This is a genomic window from Mycobacterium sp. 134, assembly GCF_048282715.1.
GTDB lineage: Bacteria > Actinomycetota > Actinomycetes > Mycobacteriales > Mycobacteriaceae > Mycobacterium > Mycobacterium septicum.
The window spans coordinates 5,549,131-5,567,207 of record NZ_JBLVUN010000008.1 but is presented as its reverse complement, the minus strand read 5'-3'; the positions used below and the strand labels follow the sequence as shown (position 1 = coordinate 5,567,207).

The following is an 18,077-nucleotide window of genomic DNA, read 5'->3' as shown; positions in this document are numbered from 1 at the left end:
AGGTATCCGTCGCCTGCGGTCCGGCAGCGAACTACCGATTGCGCGGTGGCGCTGGGCCGGGCACTATCCGAATATGGCGGAAACCGCCGCCCCGGCAGAGGATGAATTGGTCAGTGCGCTTGCGCACTCCCGCAGCGCCACCGAAGTGCTTGAGATTCTGGGCAGTTCGGGTGACGGGCTGGACGGTGACAGCGCGCGGGAGCGGATGGCCGCTCACGGTCCGAACAAGCTCCCCGAAAAGCGTCCCCGGCCTGCGATTCTCCGGTTCTTCGCGCACTTCAACAATGTCCTGATCTATATCCTGATCGCCGCCGGTGTGCTCAAGGCCATTCTCGGCGAATGGGTCGATTGCGCCGTCATTGTCTCGGTCGCGGTGATCAACGCGGCCGTCGGCTTCATCCAGGAGGGCCGGGCCCAACGGGCCCTCGACAGCATCCGGGGCATGTTGTCGGTCACCGCGCAGGTGCGCCGTGACGGTCACTGGCAGCAGGTGGACGCGCAGACCCTGGTACCCGGCGATATCGTGCGCATCGCCTCGGGGGACCGCATCCCGGCCGACATGCGTCTGATGGAGGTCGCGAACCTGCGGGTGGAGGAGTCGGCGCTGACCGGCGAGTCGCTGTCTGCCAAGAAGGATGTGGCACAGGTTGGCCCGGACGCGGGTCTGGGCGATCGGATGTCGATGGTGTACTCGGGCACCATCGTGGCGGCGGGTTCGGCCACCGGCGTGGTGACCGCCACCGGAACCAGCACGGAGATCGGCCGGATCCAATCTCTCATCGCCGACGTGGAAACCATCGATACCCCGCTGACCCGCAAGTTGGCTCGGTTCGGCCGTCAGCTGTCGGTGGGCATCCTGGGCGCGGCCGCGGTGATGCTGGTGATCGGCAAACTGGTGCACCAATTCACCGTGAGTGAACTGATCACGGCTGCAATAGGTTTTGCCGTCGCCGCGATTCCGGAGGGATTGCCCGCCGTCGTCACCATCACCCTCGCGCTCGGGGTCCAGCAGATGGCCCGCAGGCGAGCGATCACCCGCAAGCTTCCGGCCGTCGAGGCGCTCGGCGCGGTCAACGTCATCTGCTCGGACAAGACGGGCACGTTGACGCAGAACGAGATGACTGCCCGAACCGTCGTCACCGCGCGGCACCGGTTCGACGTGACCGGCACCGGATATCGGCCCGAGGGCGGCCTCGAACTCGATGGCACACCGATCGTGCCTGCGGACCATCCCGACTTGGCGGCACTGCTGACGACGATGGCGGTCTGCAACGACGCACGCCTGGACGACGCCGACGGTCGGTGGCGCGTGGTGGGCGAACCGACCGAGGGCGCGCTGCGCACACTGACCCTGAAGGCGCAGATCGACGATGCGGATTGGCCACGTCTGGGTGTGGTGCCGTTCGAGTCGGCCAACAAGTTCATGGTCACCCTCAACGACACCCCCGACGGTGAGCGCTACCTGTACGTCAAGGGGGCACCGGACCGGCTGCTCGACCGGTGTGCCACCCAGGCCGGCGGCTCATCCACAGAGTCTCTCGATCGCGCCGCGTGGGAGGCGCGCATCGATGAACTCAGCGGGCAGGGCCTGCGGGTGCTGGCCGCCGCCCGGCTGTCGGCGGCCGGTTCGGACACCGTGGACATCGGCGACATCGAGGGCGGACTGGAATTTCTCGGCATCGTCGGCATCGTCGATCCGCCCCGGCCGGAAGCCATCACGGCCATCCAGACCTGCCACGCGGCCGGGATCCAGGTCACCATGATCACGGGTGACCATGCCGGAACCGCGCGGGCCATCGCGCGCGAGATGGGCATCATCAAGGCCGGTGACGTGCCGCGGGTCATCACCGGAGCCGAGCTGGAGGAGATGAGCCAGACCCGGCTGCGGCAGGTGGCCGACGAAGTCGACGTCTACGCCCGTACGAGCCCGGAACACAAGCTACGCATCGTCAGTGCCCTGCAGGCTCAGGGCAAGGTGGTCGCGATGACCGGGGACGGCGTCAACGACGCACCGGCACTGACCCGCGCCGATATCGGGGTCGCGATGGGGATCAAAGGGACCGAGGCGACCAAGGAAGCGGCCGGGATCGTCCTGGCCGACGACAACTTCGCGACCATCGAGCGGGCGGTCGAAGAGGGCAGGCGGATCTACGACAACATCCGGAAATCTGTGCTGTTCATGTTGCCCACCAACGGTGCCCAATCGTTGATCATTCTCGTTGCGATCCTGCTCGGGTTCGCGCTGCCATTGCAGCCGGTGCAGATCCTGTGGGTCAACATGGTCACGGCGATCACGCTGTCGCTGGCGCTCGTGTTCGAGAAGGCCGAGGACGGCCTGATGCAGCGCCCTCCCCGGACGCCGAGGCAGGCGCTGGTGAACCGGGCCGACGTCGCGATGATCGCCTTGGTGTCGGTCCTGGTCGCCGGTGCCACCCTGGCCGAGTTCTTCGTGGCGCGGGCCGGCGGGTATCCACTGGCAGTGGCGCAGACCGCCGCGGTGAACATGTTGGCTCTCGGCCAGCTGGCTTATCTGCTGAACTGCCGGTTCGTCACCTCATCGAGCCTGCGACCCGAGGTGTTCCGGGGTAATCCGTGGATATGGCGGATGGCCGGCGCGATGATCGCCCTGCAGCTGGTCTTCACCTACGCGCCGTTCATGCACACCTGGTTCCACTCGGCACCCATAACAATCCGTGGATGGTCGGTCGCGATCGCGTTGTCCATCGCGATCTTCCTGATCATCGAGACGGCCAAGTGGGTCGGACGCAGGTTCATGCCCGCGCTGGTGACGTGACCACGGGCGCGACGATTCCTGAGCTTGCCAGCTGACGGGAGGATCATGGAGACCATGATTCGGACTTCGGTTGTGGGTGGCACACTGCTGGCGGCCGCCGGAGTGGTCTTGCCGCTCATGTCGGCGCCCGTGGCATCCGCAGGCGCCGACGAGGTGATCAGCGACCTGGAATCACAGGGCTACACGGTCAACATCAACTGGACCAACGGATTCGACACCAAGCCGCTGTCGGAGTGCTGGGTCACCGGCGTCAACAATCCCGGCAATCAGACGCCCGGCCCGACGACGTTCGTCACTGTCTACGTCGACGTCGCCTGCCCGAATCACGACTACTGAGCGGGCCCGACCGGTTACGGGCTGGCGGGCATCGTGGTCACCGGCGAGCCGCCGTATCCGCCGCTGCCGCCGTAGCCGCCGCTGTCACTGCCCGAGCTGCCCCCGCGACCGAAGAGTCCGCCACTGGACGAGCCACCCTCACTCGACGACGAACCGCCGCCCGAGGATGAACCGCCACCGAACGGAGACTGCGGTGCCACCGTCGTCACCGGCGCCTGAGTCGCAGGCTGTTCCACCGGGGGCGTGTAGGCCGGCGCGGTGTGGGTCGGCGCCTCGATCGTCGGCACCGAGGCCTCCGTCGACGTGTGTGTCGGCGGCACAGTTGTCGTCGGCGGCGCCACCGTCGTGGTGGGCGGTGCCGTCGTCGTCGTGGGTGGCGCCGTCGTGGTGGTCGGCGGCGCTGTGGTCGTCGTCGGTGGCGCTGTGGTCGTAGTCGGCGGCGCTGTCGTCGTCGTGGGTGGTGCGGTCGTGGTGGTGGGCGGTGCCGTTGTCGTGGTGGGTGGCCTCGTCGGCACCCATGGTGATGGCAACGTCGGCCACACGACCGGAGGGATCGGGATCGGCACGGGCACAGGTATCGGAACGGGAACCGGAACCGGGCCGGGTGCAACCTCGACAGGTGGGGGAGCCGGCACGGCAGGAGGTGCGGCAGGCGGGGCCACGGGCGGTGCCTGGACCGGTTGGTTGCCGGTGTCCGAGCGCACCTTGGGCGCTGCCGGAGCAGCGGGCGGCGGGGTCAGCACCGAGACGGGCAGTGCCACCGGATCCGGTTCGTGCGGCACCGGCGGAAGGTAGTTGCCGGGCACGGTGGCCGCCTGCTCGGCGGGTGCGGGCTGCGCTCGCACGTCGGCCGTCGGCCGGACATTGATGGCGACCGCGGTGGCCAGTGTGGCGAAGCTGACCACCACGAATGCCAGGGCGCTGCCCATCAACAGCATCCGCGGCGGTGGCGGCGCGATGACGGTCGTGTAGTCGGGATCGTCGTCCTGCTCGGGGATGAACTCGTTGACCGCGTCCATCGGCATCTCGTCGGCCCAGGGCTCGTCCTCGGCCTCCTGCGAGTACGCCAGGTCCGGCCCGACCGCGGCGGAGTCTCCGCGGGCAGGCGCCATCTGGGTGGCGTCGGCGGCCGGGGCCATCTGCGTGGCATCAACGGCGGCGGGAGCCATCTGCGTCGCATCCCCTGCGGCAGGCGCCATTTGAGTGGCCTCTGACACGGGCGCCATCTGCGTTGGATCCTGTGGCACGCCGACGACGGGCGCCATCTGGGTGGATGCGCCGGCCGGTGCGATATCGCCGACCAACCGGGCGGCACCGCGGGCGATCGCATAGCCGGCGTCCGGTGCCACCTCGACCGGTGCCGTCGAACGAAGTTCCGCCGCAACGGAATCAAGATCGAGGCGTTGCCCGACCAACAGCACGCGGCCTGGGGCTTCGCCGGCGGGCACCCGCTGCAGGACGGCCGCGCATGCGGCGGCGGCCCCGGCGGTGCCGATCGGCATGGTGGCCAGCGTCGTCGTTGTCGATGCGGGAGTTCCCGTGCCCTGACCGACCGTCGTCAGCGACACGGTGTCGTCTTCGGCCAGCAGCAACGCGGCATCCGCACCCACACTGCGGGCCAGGGCCGCGGCAGCCTCGGCCTCGGTCACCACCTCGACGTTCGGCACGCCGGCGTTGAGCACGGTCTGACGCAGCGTGTCGGCGGCCGAATCGTCGGGCAGGCACAGCCGCGTGGCGGCGACCTGGTTACCCGACTCGGTCACCGCGCGGTAGGTGCCGATGATGGTCTCGGCCAGCTCGGACATCTCGGCGACCAGGTCCTCGGGCAGGTCTAGCGCGTACTGGTCCAGAACCTGGCCGCCGCTCGCGGGCGATCCGATCATGGCCAAGCGCGCCACACGCCCGGTGACCGCCACCCCGAGGACTACGTCCACGGCTCCACTCCTTGCTTTATGGATCTCGTACGAGCCCCGACGGACAAATCCAAGCTACCGCACAGCTGCGACGGACCTCGGTGGTCGAACGACCGCGGCTGCCAGCGCTGCTTGTGCGCCGGAGCAAAAGTGAGCACGCTGGTTGGGATCCGTGCGTTGTCACTCATAGAGAGGAATCGGTACGTGAGCGACGAGCGTTACGACGCGTCCGCCACCGTCCAGGTGGCGACGGTCACCGCGCCGGTCGTGGAGCGCCCGCCCCGGGTCGGCTACGTGCCCACCCGGACCAACCGGGTGCGCGACGGCCTCGCGGTGGCGTTGCTCGTCGCCGGGTTGCTGCTCCCGTGGAACCTCGAGTTCGGCCTCGGTGTCCCCGGCAGTGCCGGCTCGACGTTCGTCGTGCTGGCCGTCGTCACGCTGCTGGCCGTCGCCGCCGCGCTCGCGCCGCACCTCGGGCCGTTCCGCCTGGCCGCCGCCAAATCCGATGTCCGAAGCACGAGCCGGATCCGGCTTGTGCTCAGCGCGGCCTATCTGGTCGTGGTCATCTGCTTCGTCGGCTATCACCTGGTGCAGACGGTGCATGGCGGCGGGACCGGGGCCGTGCCGCCGGGTGTGGGTCCGGGCATGCTGCTCGGCGTCGCGGGTGCGCTGCTGGCGGGACAGCCGCCCATTACCTCGATCACGATCGAGGACAACAAGTTCCGGCGCTGGTATGCCGTGGCGCGGGTGATCGGCTTCGTGTCGATCGCGCTCGCGACGCTGTCGGTGGCATTCAACCTCTACTGGCGGCTGCGGTATCTGTTCGTCACCCAGGTCGAGTTCGGCGGTCACGACATCGCCGTCATCGTCACCACGCTGCTCTACGGCGCGGAGGCGATGATCGCCCTGGTCATCGCCTCGCGCTGGCTGACCGAGCGAACCGGGGCGGCGCGGCTGGCCACGACGGCCGTCGGTGTCTCGGGCGCGATCGCCGCCGCGCTGGTGTGGCTTTGCGGCATCGGCCGCGATATCGACGCCTTTCACGGCATCGCCCAGAACACCTCGACGGCTGCCGTGGGTTACGAGGGCTACCTCGCCTGGGCCGCCGCGGCCGCGATCGTGGCGCCGACGACGCTGTACGCCGTCTTCCTGATCAAGCCGCCGACCATCGGGGCCTACCGCGGCGCCGCGCAGAAGTGCTTGACGCTCATCGCCTTCTGGGCGTTCGCGGCCGCGGCGCTGCGCATCGTGGATTTCCTGATCGCCCTGTCGCTCGATCTTCCCCGTGCCTTGTACGACACCGTCGCGATGACGGTGTTCAACCTGGTCACCGCACTGGTCGCGCGGTGGCTGCATCGCCAGCTCGAGCGGGGGCTGACGTCGACGACCGTGGCCGCCGCCTTCAGCGCGGTGCTGTTCGTCTTCACCGTGGCCAATGTGGCCATCGGCGTGGCGCTCGCGCCCCGCTACGCCGGCCCGGCGCCCGCTGCCATCTACGGCAACAATCTGGCCCAGCAGATCACCAGCACCTTCGACGTCACAGTCTGTGTGCTGAGCCTGCTCGTGCTGGCGGTGATGGTGTTCACCGGGCCGTTCGCCGGCTACCTGGTGCGACGCGAAACCCGTTCGGCCAAGCGGGTGCCCGAGCCGCCGACGGAGGTCGTGCCGTCCGCGCCTGCGGTAGACGGCTCCGCCCCGCCGACCATCGTTCGGCAACCTCGGGCGGCAGCGGTGCCGAGAATCGTTCGGCTGAAAGAGGACTCGACGACCGTGCTGGCCGCCCCGCCGACCACCGATCTTCAGGTCCCGACGCAGGCGCTGCGGATTCAGCGTCGTCCGCAGCGCCCGCCGTCGGAGCGCTAACCGGCCTTCGCGCTCTCGTGCTTCGCGGCCTGCTTGGCCGCACGCTTGGCGGCCCGAACGGACTTGTGGTCAGGTTGATCACTGGCCGACGCGGTGTCCGTCGCGGACTCACGGGTTGACTTTTCGGCAGGCGAAGCCTTCCCGTCGCGCGCCTGCGAATCGTCGGTGTCCCGGACCACCTTCAACCGCGGCGCCGAGTCGGTGCGCGGGGAGTCCGAGCGGGTCCGCGCGTGACGACTGAACGGACCGGACTTCGGCTCCTTGTCGGTCTCGACCTTGGCCTCGGTGTCCGAAGTGGCGTCCGCATCGGTCTTGACCTCGGCAGCGACCTTGCTGTCGATCGTGGCGACAATCGTGTTGTCCGCCTTGATATCCGCCTTGATGTCTGCCTTGACGTCCGTCGGAGCGGGGCTGGTGGCCGGGACGACCGTGGTGTGCGGCGCTGGCGCGCCACCGATCGCCTGCAGCACCTTGGCCAGCGGCCGGGTGGCGTCCGACAACGCCGCTGCCACGTCCTCCACGGTGTGGCGCACCCCTTGCTCGAACGGCGAGTTGCCCACCGGGTCGATGGGATGTTCGGTCACCGGGGTTTCTGGCTCGACGTCGGAGACAACGGGCTGCGGCAGCGTGGGCGTGTACTTTTCGCCGCCCAGAATCGCCAGCGACTGGGCGAACGCTCCCGGTAGCTCGTTGAGTGCCTCGTGAATCTTTTCTTCCGGGGTGACCCAGCTGAATTCCTTGACTTGGCTGGGATCCGCGGTGCGGTCGTATCCCATTTCGACGAAGACCCGCAGGATCGGGTCCAACGCGTCGACGAATCGTTCCGCGCCGATCAGGGATGCGGGGATGCGCAGCGGTGCCAGGAGCGGAAGGTACTGCGGCAGCGCCACGTAGGTGGTGTTGCCGACCTGAGTGGTGACGGCGTTGGGGCCGTCAGGATGCTCCAGCACGTAGCCGGGGAAGACGTGCTGGAACACGATCCCGGCGAGGGCGTTCGCGATGGACAGCACGTTGAAATACGCAGGGAAATCGGCGAAGCCGTCGTACTGGTTCTGGTAATAGGTCGTCTTGAAGGGGCTGTCGGACGGTCCCGGCCGCCCGAGCGGGAAGATGTCGCCGAGCACGGGCACATCGCTCCACGAGGTGAATCGGGTCAGGATGCCGCCGTTGGGCTGATACGGGTCACCGATCAAGACGAACTCGTAATTGTCCGCATTGGCAACGTAATTCGGGTCTTTGGCCATGCTGGCACGAACGATCTCGGCGACCTGGGTGCCCTGTGACATCCCGATGATCGTGACCTTGTCGTCGGCCGGTGTGTTGGCGATGTCCTGCTGCAGATAGCCCGCCCCGATCTGCTCGGATCGTTTGAGCGACTGCGGCCAGTACGGAATGTCCGACAGCCCGGGCAGATCGGAGATGATCGGGATGCTGAGGGCGATCTGCGCGGGGTAGGGGACCGTGTGGAACGAGTCGCCTTCGGGCACCGTGCTCCCGTAGAAGAACAGCGGGATGCTCATCCCGAATCCGTCGAACGAGGGCCCCACGCCGATCGTCGTGCCGATCAGTCGGACGGCGGCGCTGTAGGTGGCGGTCGGCGTGCTGACCGTGACTCCTGCCGACACCGCGACGACGACGCCGCCGGCCATCAGCATCGAGCCCCAGCGGCGTGAACCGCGCTGTCGGCGCGCACTCCGCGACGACTCCCCCCGACCCCAACCCCTCATGCTGTTCCTTCTTTCCTCATCGTGGTGAGTCGGCCGTGCAGATGGCACCGCCGGAACATCTGGGCCTGCGACCAGCGTGTCAACGATGGAATGTGACGGGCGCCACGTCGCATGCTGCCGGAAAGTTACCAGTGGGTAGTGATGTATGACAAGAGTCACTTTTTGAAACAAGAGCCCTTGTTGTAAACCTGCAAGACGCGATTTGTGTACGAAAGTCCGCGGTAAGCGCGGAAAACCGTGCACAAATCGCGGCTGGCGAGGGCGGGTTTACAGATTCAGCGGGTGGACGCCGCGATCCCGGCGCGAACCACCGCCACGAAGCTCGCCAGATTGCCGATCAGCGTGTCGATGGTCGGCGGCGGATCGCTGCCGGTCTCCCGCTGGTGCAGCCAGTCGGCCACGCTCTCGAAGAGCCCGCCCACGGTCGACACCGCCAAGGCGTGATAGTCGACCGCGCCGGTATCGGGCAGGCAGGGAAACTCGCGCTGCCGCCAAAGATTTTCGAGAAACGCCGCAGTCCAGCGGCGATTCTCGCGGCGCAGCCGCTCGACGCGCGGCGAGATGCCTGCGCATTCCCCGAAGGCCACCACGGCCACCCGGGGGTCGTCGACCAGTGCGTGGGCGAAGGCCGACAGCAGTCGGTGGACCGTTTCGTCGGGGTCGTCCGGCGCATCGGCGAGCGCCTCGACCGCCTGCTTCTCGATCTGTGCCGCGATCTGGGCGAGCAGGGCCAGGTAGCAGTCTTCTTTGCTGTCGAAGACCTCGTAGAACGCCTTGTTGCCCACATACGCCGTTTGGCAGATCTGCTCGATCGAGGTGTTGGCGTAGCCGTCGCGCGCAATCAGCTCGAAGGCGGCCGTCAACAATTGCTCACGCCGATGGGCACGACGCTGTTCGGCGTCGAGTCCGCGGATCGTGCGCTGCCCGCGGGGCTTTGCCGCCTGCTCCGACGGTGCGCCTGCGCCGGGCGCCGCCGGCGGTCTGTCCATGGCCCGGAGTGTAGTGCGGGCACCATCCCGCGGTCGGTCGGTTAGCCCGCTCGGTTGCGCTTGTGCTCCGAGGGACGATGGCGCTGAGCGGGTGCGGACTTCGTGGCTTTCTTGGCTGAGCCGACAGCCGAGCCAACCGATGAGCGAACAGTCGAGCGAAGGCTCGAGCGAACAGAATCCCGGTCCGAGCCCCTCGCCTGTGGGACCGCCCGGGACCGCTGCACCGAATCGCTGCGGGGCGAGGCCGATTGCGTGTGCGCCTTCGGGCTGCGCAGTGACGTCGGCGCGGAAACGGCAGCGGTCGGCCCGGTCTGCCCGGTCGGCTCAACGGTTTTCTGCGTCCGCGTCGCCTCGCCGATGGCTTGAAGCACTTTGGCAAAAGGCCGGGTGGCGTTCGACAACGTTGCCGCCATGTCCTCCACCGCGCGTCGTAGGTCCTGCTCGAACGGCGAGGTGCCCACCGGCACGATGGGATGTTCGGTCACCGGGGTTTCGGGTTCGGTGTCGGACACGACAGGCTGGGGCAGCGTGGGGATGTACTTCTCGCCACCGAGGATCGCGAGCGATTGCTCGAAAGCGCGCGGCAGTTCGTTCAGCGCTTCCTGCACCTTCTCCTGCGGCGTGATCCAGCTGAATTCCTGGGCGTGACTGGGATCCGCGGTGCGGTCATAACCCATTTCGACGAAGACCCGCAGGATCGGGTCCATGGCGTCGACGAATCGTTCCGCGCCGATCAGGGATGCGGGTATGCGCAGCGGTGCCAGCAACGGAAGATACTGCGGGAGCGTCACGTAGGTGGTGTTGCCGACCTGTGTCTTCACCGCGTTGGGGGCGTCGGGATACTCCAGGACATAACCGGGAAATGCATGCCCGAACAACTGCCCGGCAAACGAGTTCACCAGCGACAGCACGTTGAAATAGGCCGGGAAGTCGGCGATACCGTCGTATTGATTCTGGTAGTAGATCGTCTTGAAGGGACTGTCGGACGGCCCGGGACGGCCGAGCGGGAAGATGTCGCCCAGTATCGGAAGGGTGCTCCACGATGCCAACCGGGTGAGGATGCCGCCGTTGGGCTGATAGGGGTTCCCGATGAAGACGAACTCGTAATTCGCGGCGTTGGCAACGTAATTCAGGCTTTTGGCCATGGCGGCTCGTGCGAGTTCGGCCACCTGGTTGCCCTGCGATACGCCGATGATCGTGATCTTCTCACCGGCCGCCGTATTGGCGATGTCCTGCAGCAGGTAGCCCGCGCCGACCCCCTCGGATCGTTTCAGGGACTGAGGCCAGTACGGAAGACCCGACAGCACCGGCAGATCCGAGATGATCGGGTAGTTGAGGTTGATCTGTGCGGGGTACGGGAGCGTGTGGTACGAGTCGCCTTCCGGGATGGTGCTTCCGTAGAACAACATCGGGACGGTCAATCCGAATGCGTCGAAAGAGGGCCCCACGCCGATCGTCGTGCCCACCAGTCGAATCGCGGCACTGTAAGTGGCTGTTGGGGTGCTGACGGTGACCCCTGCCGACACCGCGACCACGAGGCCACCGGCGAACAGCATCGAAGCCCACCGATGCGAAGCCCGCTGCCGGCGCGCACGGCATGACGATTTCCCCCGACCCTTCATTCATGAATTCCTTTCCTAAGAGTTCTCTTTGGTTCTTGAGGGACCTGTATGCCTCCGCTTGCTCGGGGCGCGCTCAATGCTGTCTTATGTCACGCTGAATTCGTGGGGAAACTCGGAAGTGCCGGTTTGGTTGCCGTCATGGCGGGGGCGGCTTCCGTGATGGGCAACGTGACGATGCCGTCCGCCAATGCGGCACCGTGTCCGGATGCTGAGGTGATATTCGCCCGCGGCACCATGGAAGCCCCAGGCGTAGGGGATACGGGAGAGGCGTTCGTTAACTCGTTGCGCGCCAACGTCGGTGCGAAGTCGGTGGGGGTGTATCCCGTCGATTACCCCGCTACCACCGACTTCCCAACTGCTGTCCAGGGAATCGCCGACGCGCGAGCGCACATCTTGGCCACCGCGGCCAATTGCCCGGACACCAAGATGGTGCTCGGCGGGTTCTCTCAGGGCGCGGCGGTCATCGGCTTCGTAACTGCGAGCGTTGTGCCCGATGGGATTTCACCGGCAGAGGTGCCTGCGCCCATGCCTTCGGATGTAGCTGACCACGTGGCAGCCGTCGCGTTGTTCGGGAAACCGTCGCCGCGATTCATGAAGGTACTCAACAATCCCTCTGTCGTCGTGGGGCCGAATTACACGGCGAAGGCCATCGACCTCTGTGTCGACAACGACCTGGTGTGCGATCCGCAGGGCAGGAGCTTTGGCATCCACACGCAGTACGCGGAAGCCGGCCTGGTCAACCAGGGGGCAGCCTTCGCGGCGAGCAAGCTTCAGGACGACTGGGAGCGGCAGGCAACGCCGCCCGTTCCGCCTGCGACGCTGGCAGGCGCAGGCCCGTCGCAGCCGTCGCGGGTCCAGCCCGCGCAGGCCGCACAGCCTGCCCAGCACATGGGGCCGGCGCCGCAGAATCTTCCCGGTCCGGCGCCTGCTCAAAGTCCGCCGGCACCAACGCCGACCACACCCGCGCCCGTTGCACCTGCACCGGCTGTGCCGGCGCCGGTCGCGCCGCTGGCCTGAGCGGCCCCGGCGCTTAGTGCGTGGCGCTGCCGAACAGGTAGACGCCCGTGTGATGGCCGATGAAGTTGTTGGCGATGAACAGCACGCCGGTGACCACCACGATCAGCACCAACGCGAAGAACACCCAGCTCAGACCCGCCAGCAAGCGTCGCCGTCCGGCGTTTGAGGGGCCGTCGGCCGCGATGTGCAGCCGGACACCGATCGCGAACAGGGTCGGCACAGAGGCGCCCACTGCCAGGCCGAAGAGCAGGATCTTGCCGACGGCCACGAGATTGATCCAGTTGTTCATGTGAGCCCTGTCCCTACTTGCTCTCGGCCTTGCCGGTCAGGCTGCCCTGCCACGCGTCGTTGACGTTCTTGTGGTCGATCGGCGGCTTGCGCGACTTGAGCCAGATGGGCACGGTCGAGGCGATCAGACCCACGAACCCGACCAGCGGTCCGGCAAAGCCGCCGATCCCGTGCACCAGGACATACGTGAGCGCGCCGACCAGGCCCGCGGCCGGCAGGGTGATCAGCCACGCGGTGGCCATGTTGCGGGCGACGCCCCAGCGCACCTCGGTGCGGCGGCCCAGCCCGCTGCCGAGGATGGACCCGGTCGCGACGTGCGTGGTGGACAGCGAGTAGCCGAAGTGGCTGGACAGCAGGATGGTCGCGGCCGACGAGACTTCGGCGGCCATCCCCTGCGGGGCCTCCGTGTCGACCAGGCCCTTACCCAGGGTGCGGATGACCCGCCAACCACCCGAGAGCGTGCCGAGTGCGATGGCGACGGCGCAGGCGACGATCACCCAGAACGGCGGCATGCTCGCGGATTCGTCGACGGCGCCGTAGGAGATCAGTGCGAGGAAGATGATGCCCATCGTCTTCTGGGCGTCGTTGGTGCCGTGTGCCAGGGAGATCAGGGAGGCCGAGCCGATCTGCCCGTAGCGGAACGCCGCGATCGTGCGGTCCTTGGGCAGGCCGCGGATCAGCCGGTAGACCAGCCAGCTGGCGATGCAGGCCACCAGACCGGCGATCAGGGGCGACAACACCGCGGGCACGATGACGGTGGAGACCACCCCGTGCCAGATCACGCCGTGGCCGCCGACCGCGGCGATCATCGCGCCGACGATGCCGCCGATGAGTGCGTGCGACGAGCTGGACGGGATGCCCATCAGCCAGGTGAACAAATTCCAGAGGATGGCGCCGACGAGCCCGGCGAACACCAGCTCCAGAGACACCAGATCGGCGTCTACCAGCCCTTTGGCGATGGTTGCCGCCACGGCGGTGGACAGAAAGGCGCCGACCAGGTTCAGCAGTGCCGACAGGGCTACCGCGGTTCGTGGTTTGAGGGCGCCACTGGCGATCGAGGTCGCCATGGCATTGCCGGTGTCGTGAAACCCGTTGGTGAAGTCGAACATCAGGGCCGTGAAGACGACGATGCACAGCAGGAGGAACTGTAACGACACGGTAAACAATTGTTGAACACAAACGCTACGGAAACCTAATTAACTGGCTGAGGTCTCCGTCACTTTTGTAGCGCCCAAAGCGCTGTGCCGGTAGGGCATCACCACATACGCCTCGACGGCGAGCAGCAATAGGGCTGCGGCGGCCAGGGCGGCGCCGATCCACGCCACCGCGGGGTAGCCGAAACCGGCGGTGAGTGCGAGGCCGCCCAGCCATGGTCCGAGGCTGATGCCGACGTTGAACGCGGACACATTGCCGGCCATCGACAGCGTCGGCGCGGCCGGAGCGATACCGACAACCCTCGAGTTCAGCGCGGGGTTGGTGCCGAACCCGGCCAGGCCGAGCACGAACACCCCGATCACGACCGGCACGACGTGCGCGGCGGTCAATGCGATGAAACACGAGACGACCAGCAATCCGGTGAATCCGGCGGCCAGCACTCCCAGGGGAAAGCGGTCGGCGATGTGGCCGCCCAGCGCGATCCCGATGATCGACCCGGCCCCATACGCCAGCAGGACGAGGGGCACCCATCGTGGATCAAGCCCGGTGGTGTCGATCAACATCGCCGCGAGATACGAGAAGGTGCCCAGCAGCGCGGTGGTGGAGACAGCGGTCATGGCGTAAGACAGCCACAGTCGCGGCGTCGCGAGGCCGCGGATCTCGGTGGCCGGCCGTGGGGGAGTTCGCGGCTGCAGATCGGGCACGCCGACCAGGATTGCGACCGCGGCGACGGTGCTCATCGCGGCGATCACCCAGAATGTCCCGCGCCAGCCCAGGTGCTGGCCGATCCAGGTGCCTGCGGGCAGGCCGATCACGGTCGCGACCGTCAGGCCCCCGGCGACGATGCTCATCGCGCGTCCGCGCCGTTCGGGTGTCACCAGGGCCATGGCGGTGGCGCTGCCGACCGCCCAGAATCCGGCGTAGACGAATGCCGCGACGAACCGGGTCATGAACAGGACGGCGTAGTCACCGGTCAGCGCCCCGACGATATGCGCGACGACGAACACGGCGAGAAAGGCCAGCATCGTCCGGCGCCGCGGCAGCCGGAGCGTCGCCACCGCAAGCGTGGGCGCGCCGACCAGCATGCCCAGGGCGAATCCCGTGATCAACAGGCCCGCCTGGGGGATGCTGACCGACAGGTCGGCCGCCAACCCCGGCAGGAGCCCGGCGAGAACGAGTTCGCTTGTGCCCTGGGCGAATATCGCAAGGCCGATGATCCAGATGGCGGTGGGCATCAGAGCATCGACCCGCCGGTGGCATCGATCCACTGCCCGGTGACCCACCGCGAATCGTCCGATGCCAGGAAGGCCACGATATCGGCGACGTCTGCGGCGTCGGCCACCCTGTTGAACGGCGATTGGGCGGCCACCGCGGCTCGGCCCTCGGGTGTTGCCAGCCGGGCGGCATTCATGTCGGTGTCGACACTGCCCGGTCCCACCGCGTTGACCGTGATCCGCCGTGCGGCCAGTTCTTTGGCCAGGGTGGCGGTGAACGCATCGATCGCGGCCTTGGACATCGCGTAGGCGAGCAGGTCGGGGATGCGCATGCCGTGGGTGAACCGGGTGGAGATGTTGACGATGCGCCCACCGTCGCGCAGCCGGGACAGGCCCTGCTGCACCACGAAAACCGGTGCGGCGGTGTTGACCGCGAGCACCGTGTCGAACTCCGCCCGGGTGAGGTCGGTGAACGGTGTTCGGGTGCCGAGGATTCCGGCGTTGTTGACCAGGATGTCGACGCCGTCGGCGTGTTGGTCGAAGCCCGCCCATAGTTGGTCGGCGTCACCGGGGACGCCGAGTTGTGCCCCGAAGGCGAACGCTGTCCCGCCGGCATCGCGGATCTGCTGCACCGTCTGCGCAGCCGCGTCGGCGCCCGTGCCGTAGTGCACGCCGATTTGGGCCCCATCCGCTGCGAGTCGCTGTGCGATCGCGCGGCCGATGCCTCGGCTGCCCCCGGTGACCAGCGCCGTCTTATCTTTCAGTGCGCCCATGAGCCGTCCTTTCTTTAGCGTGCGTTACAAAATGCGACGCTAGCATATTTTGAAACGGTCGCTATAAAATGGCTGCATGGCGACGACGCGAGGGCGGCCTCGGTCCTTCGATCGGGACGCGGTGCTGGACAAGGTGATCCGGATGTTCTGGCGGAACGGGTACGAAGCCACGTCCATGCGCGACCTCACCGACGAGGTCGGCGTCGCCGCACCCAGCCTCTACAACACCTTCGGCGACAAACAGCACCTGTTCGCCGAGGCCGTCGAGGTGTACGACCGCGAGTACGGCGGATTCATCGATGCCGCACTGGCCGAGGAGCCGACCGCACGTCGCGCCGCGGCCAGGGTCTTCGCCGAGGCGCCGGCACGGTATACCCGCCGCGGGCTGCCCTCGGGCTGCCTGATCGTCAGTGGCGACGCGGGGACCGCCGACCCGGTCGTGCAGAAATCCATGCGCATGGTCCGCGAACGAAAGATCGCCCAGTTCGCCGACAAGATCCGCGCCGATATCGCGGCCGGGGCCCTACCGTCCTCGACTGATCCGGACGCCTTGGCCCGCTATGTGATGGCCGTGCTCAGCGGTATCGCCCAGCAGGCCCGGGACGGGGCCCCACGGGTCAAACTCGATCAGCTCGTCGCGGTCGCCGCCGGTCTGTGGCCCTAGCGCTTCGGGATGGCAACGCCCAGCAGCTTCAGCGCGTCCTTGATGTGCAGATGAGCCTCGTCGATGGTGGCGCCCAACTTCATCAGCCGGCTGGAACTGTTTGCCGGCGTCAGCCCCACGCATTGGTCGGCCATGCTGCGGTAGCCGTCGAAGCCCGCCTGCAGGGCCGTGTTGACCTTGATGTCGGGCCCGGGCAGGACCTTGTTCTGCACCGAGTCGATGTACAGGCGCATGTCGTTGCACGCGCTGTGCAGTGCGCCGTAGTCGGTGACGGGAGCCGTCATCGCATTGCCGATCGGGCCCAGTTGTGTGCCCAGTCCGGCGACCGCGTCGACCACGGCTTGGCGCCATTCATCGTCCACCGGCGCCGCGCTCGGAGTGCCCGCGACCGCGCATCCGGTGAGCAGAAGAGCGGCGGTCAACACGGCCACGATGTACCTCATATGCAGCGAGCTTATGGTGTGGCGCAGTAGGAGTGCGGGCCGATGCCGGATGGGGGAGTTTGCGCGTAGATCGCCGCACCCACCTGTAAGCGGCGTCACACCGGTAACCTGAACAACGACTGACTAGGCAGATCGGGGGATCGGTATGGATCTCGTGCTCGGCCTCGCGATGACTTCGAGAGCCGTTCGGTGGGTGCTCGTCGAAGGCACGACGGGCGAGGGGCGCCCGGTCGATCGTGGCGCGATCTCCCTCGAGGACGTCATCGGCTACGACCCCGACGGGCTGCTGCGCGGCCTGGTGGACGACACCGAGCTCGAAGGCGGGCACCGCATCCACGCGATCGGCGTGACGTGGACCAACGACGCCGCCCCGCTGGCCGGGCACATCATGGAGGCCCTGGACACCCGCGGCTACGGGAACGTCTTCGCGGTCTCGGAGATCGAGGCGGCCGGCATGCTGGCCAGTGGCATCGCCGAGATCACCGAACACGACGACATCGCGGTCTGCATCGTCGAACCCGACGCCGCGGTGGTGGCGATCGTGACGCCCGACGACGTCAGCGCCGACCGGATCGAGCGGTCCGAGACGTTCGTGGCCGATATCGCCGGGCTGCTGGCGCTCACCGGCAGGCCGGTCAGCGCGATGTTCGTCCTGGGCTCCGATGCCCACGATCCGACGGTGGCCGAGCTGGCCGACTCCATCCCGGCTGCGGTGATCACCGCGGCCGAATCCGATCTCGCGTTCGCTCGAGGTGCGGGGCTGGCGGCGGCGCTCGCGGTGAATACCGTTGCCACTCCGGTCAAGGCGGTGCACTGGACCAAGGTCGGCGCATTGTCGTCGGTCGTCGGCGGGGCCTTGGTGACGCTCGTCGTCGCGACCTCGGCCGCGATCGGCCTGCACCTTCATCCGGGTGCGGTATCGGAAACCGCGCACGCCGCGAGCATTCAGGAATCGGCGCCCGAAGCGGGCCTGCCCCGAAACCGGTGCAGAAGCCCGTCGACAAGGCCGCCACCAAGCCGGCGCCTGCCGCTCCACCGCAGACTCCCGCGGCTCCGCCGCCGGCCCAGGCGGTCGAGGCCGCCAATCCGCCTGCACACCAGCCGCCCGTCCAGGTGCCGCCGGCCCCAGCCGCCCCGGCACCCGCGCCCGCCTACGTTCCGCCCGCACCTGCCCCGGTCTACGCGCCACCGCCGGCGCCGGTCTACACGCCGCCGCCCTATGTTCCCCCGGCGGTGACCTATCCGCAGCCGCGGCTGCGGGACCGGATCATCGAGCGCA

Annotated in this window: 15 protein-coding genes; 6 read left to right on the top strand and 9 right to left on the bottom strand. The window is 67.6% G+C overall.

Going from position 1 to position 18,077, the window contains the following annotated elements; translation table 11 throughout:
* Positions 1-73 precede the first annotated feature (73 nt).
* Together ACNQVK_RS31465 and ACNQVK_RS31460 are read left to right on the top strand one after the other, a co-directional pair.
* Entirely contained in the window at positions 74-2,794 is a 2,721-nt protein-coding gene (locus ACNQVK_RS31465; protein ID WP_418032636.1) for a cation-transporting P-type ATPase, read from the top strand.
* 54 nt (positions 2,795-2,848) lie between these two features.
* On the top strand, positions 2,849-3,130 hold the full coding sequence (locus ACNQVK_RS31460) for a hypothetical protein (protein WP_418032635.1): 282 nt from the start codon (positions 2,849-2,851) through the stop codon (positions 3,128-3,130).
* Positions 3,131-3,144: 14 nt separating this feature from the next.
* Here the strand turns inward: ACNQVK_RS31460 and ACNQVK_RS31455 are convergent, their stop codons facing one another.
* Positions 3,145-5,064: a hypothetical protein gene (locus ACNQVK_RS31455; RefSeq protein ID WP_418032634.1), complete on the bottom strand. Its 1,920-nt coding sequence runs from the start codon at positions 5,062-5,064 to the stop codon at positions 3,145-3,147.
* 183 nt (positions 5,065-5,247) lie between these two features.
* On the opposite strand from ACNQVK_RS31455, the gene ACNQVK_RS31450 reads away from it, so the two are divergent.
* The gene (locus tag ACNQVK_RS31450; protein WP_418032633.1) at positions 5,248-6,906 is read left to right on the top strand and encodes a hypothetical protein; all 1,659 of its coding nucleotides are present in this window, start codon (positions 5,248-5,250) and stop codon (positions 6,904-6,906) included.
* Here ACNQVK_RS31450 and ACNQVK_RS31445 read toward each other — a convergent pair.
* From ACNQVK_RS31445 to ACNQVK_RS31435, 3 genes are all read right to left on the bottom strand, one after another.
* Entirely contained in the window at positions 6,903-8,633 is a 1,731-nt protein-coding gene (locus tag ACNQVK_RS31445; RefSeq protein ID WP_418032632.1) for a PE-PPE domain-containing protein, read from the bottom strand. The two genes, ACNQVK_RS31450 and ACNQVK_RS31445, sit on opposite strands and share 4 nt — an antisense overlap.
* A 275-nt stretch (positions 8,634-8,908) precedes the next feature.
* Entirely contained in the window at positions 8,909-9,622 is a 714-nt protein-coding gene (locus ACNQVK_RS31440; RefSeq protein WP_418032631.1) for a TetR/AcrR family transcriptional regulator, read from the bottom strand.
* Positions 9,623-9,663: 41 nt separating this feature from the next.
* On the bottom strand, positions 9,664-11,178 hold the full coding sequence (locus ACNQVK_RS31435; RefSeq protein ID WP_418032630.1) for a PE-PPE domain-containing protein: 1,515 nt from the start codon (positions 11,176-11,178) through the stop codon (positions 9,664-9,666).
* Between the two features lie 204 nt (positions 11,179-11,382).
* Between ACNQVK_RS31435 and ACNQVK_RS31430 the strand changes: the two genes are divergently transcribed.
* Positions 11,383-12,261 carry a cutinase family protein gene (locus ACNQVK_RS31430; protein WP_418034445.1) on the top strand — a complete coding sequence of 293 codons (879 nt, stop codon included), beginning with the start codon at positions 11,383-11,385 and terminating at the stop codon, positions 12,259-12,261.
* Between the two features lie 13 nt (positions 12,262-12,274).
* On the opposite strand, the gene ACNQVK_RS31425 is transcribed toward ACNQVK_RS31430, so the two are convergent.
* From ACNQVK_RS31425 to ACNQVK_RS31410, 4 genes are read right to left on the bottom strand one after another with little or no spacing between them, the layout of a single operon-like run.
* Positions 12,275-12,550, bottom strand: a complete 276-nt coding sequence (locus ACNQVK_RS31425) for a hypothetical protein (protein WP_409550048.1) — start codon at positions 12,548-12,550, stop codon at positions 12,275-12,277.
* A 13-nt stretch (positions 12,551-12,563) separates the two neighbouring features.
* On the bottom strand, positions 12,564-13,706 hold the full coding sequence (locus tag ACNQVK_RS31420) for an anion permease (RefSeq protein WP_418032629.1): 1,143 nt from the start codon (positions 13,704-13,706) through the stop codon (positions 12,564-12,566).
* Between the two features lie 39 nt (positions 13,707-13,745).
* Entirely contained in the window at positions 13,746-14,939 is a 1,194-nt protein-coding gene (locus ACNQVK_RS31415) for a Cmx/CmrA family chloramphenicol efflux MFS transporter (RefSeq protein WP_418032628.1), read from the bottom strand.
* Entirely contained in the window at positions 14,939-15,691 is a 753-nt protein-coding gene (locus tag ACNQVK_RS31410; RefSeq protein ID WP_418032627.1) for an SDR family oxidoreductase, read from the bottom strand. Before ACNQVK_RS31410 ends, ACNQVK_RS31415 begins: the two co-directional genes overlap by 1 nt.
* A 76-nt stretch (positions 15,692-15,767) precedes the next feature.
* Here ACNQVK_RS31410 and ACNQVK_RS31405 point away from each other — a divergent pair, with 76 nt between their 5' ends.
* Positions 15,768-16,355, top strand: coding sequence for a TetR/AcrR family transcriptional regulator (locus tag ACNQVK_RS31405; RefSeq protein WP_418032626.1), 588 nt, complete (start codon positions 15,768-15,770; stop codon positions 16,353-16,355).
* Here the strand turns inward: ACNQVK_RS31405 and ACNQVK_RS31400 are convergent.
* Positions 16,352-16,798, bottom strand: coding sequence for a hypothetical protein (locus tag ACNQVK_RS31400; RefSeq protein WP_418032625.1), 447 nt, complete (start codon positions 16,796-16,798; stop codon positions 16,352-16,354). The two genes, ACNQVK_RS31405 and ACNQVK_RS31400, sit on opposite strands and share 4 nt — an antisense overlap.
* Positions 16,799-16,943: 145 nt before the next feature.
* On the opposite strand from ACNQVK_RS31400, the gene ACNQVK_RS31395 reads away from it, so the two are divergent.
* A complete protein-coding gene (locus ACNQVK_RS31395; RefSeq protein WP_418032624.1) occupies positions 16,944-18,035 on the top strand; it encodes a hypothetical protein in 1,092 nt (363 codons plus the stop codon).
* Positions 18,036-18,077 lie beyond the last annotated feature (42 nt).

Excerpts from the sequence above, each read along its gene's own strand:
- ACNQVK_RS31465 (WP_418032636.1), top strand. The coding sequence starts at position 74 with ATGGCGGAAACCGCCGCCCCGGCAGAGGATGAATTGGTCAGTGCGCTT.
- ACNQVK_RS31460 (WP_418032635.1), top strand. The coding sequence starts at position 2,849 with ATGATTCGGACTTCGGTTGTGGGTGGCACACTGCTGGCGGCCGCCGGA.
- ACNQVK_RS31445 (WP_418032632.1), bottom strand. The coding sequence starts at position 8,633 with ATGAGGGGTTGGGGTCGGGGGGAGTCGTCGCGGAGTGCGCGCCGACAG.
- ACNQVK_RS31440 (WP_418032631.1), bottom strand. The coding sequence starts at position 9,622 with ATGGACAGACCGCCGGCGGCGCCCGGCGCAGGCGCACCGTCGGAGCAG.
- ACNQVK_RS31435 (WP_418032630.1), bottom strand. The coding sequence starts at position 11,178 with ATGCTGTTCGCCGGTGGCCTCGTGGTCGCGGTGTCGGCAGGGGTCACC.
- ACNQVK_RS31430 (WP_418034445.1), top strand. The coding sequence starts at position 11,383 with ATGGCGGGGGCGGCTTCCGTGATGGGCAACGTGACGATGCCGTCCGCC.
- ACNQVK_RS31425 (WP_409550048.1), bottom strand. The coding sequence starts at position 12,550 with ATGAACAACTGGATCAATCTCGTGGCCGTCGGCAAGATCCTGCTCTTC.
- ACNQVK_RS31415 (WP_418032628.1), bottom strand. The coding sequence starts at position 14,939 with ATGCCCACCGCCATCTGGATCATCGGCCTTGCGATATTCGCCCAGGGC.
- ACNQVK_RS31410 (WP_418032627.1), bottom strand. The coding sequence starts at position 15,691 with ATGGGCGCACTGAAAGATAAGACGGCGCTGGTCACCGGGGGCAGCCGA.
- ACNQVK_RS31405 (WP_418032626.1), top strand. The coding sequence starts at position 15,768 with ATGGCGACGACGCGAGGGCGGCCTCGGTCCTTCGATCGGGACGCGGTG.
- ACNQVK_RS31400 (WP_418032625.1), bottom strand. The coding sequence starts at position 16,798 with ATGAGGTACATCGTGGCCGTGTTGACCGCCGCTCTTCTGCTCACCGGA.
- ACNQVK_RS31395 (WP_418032624.1), top strand. The coding sequence starts at position 16,944 with ATGGATCTCGTGCTCGGCCTCGCGATGACTTCGAGAGCCGTTCGGTGG.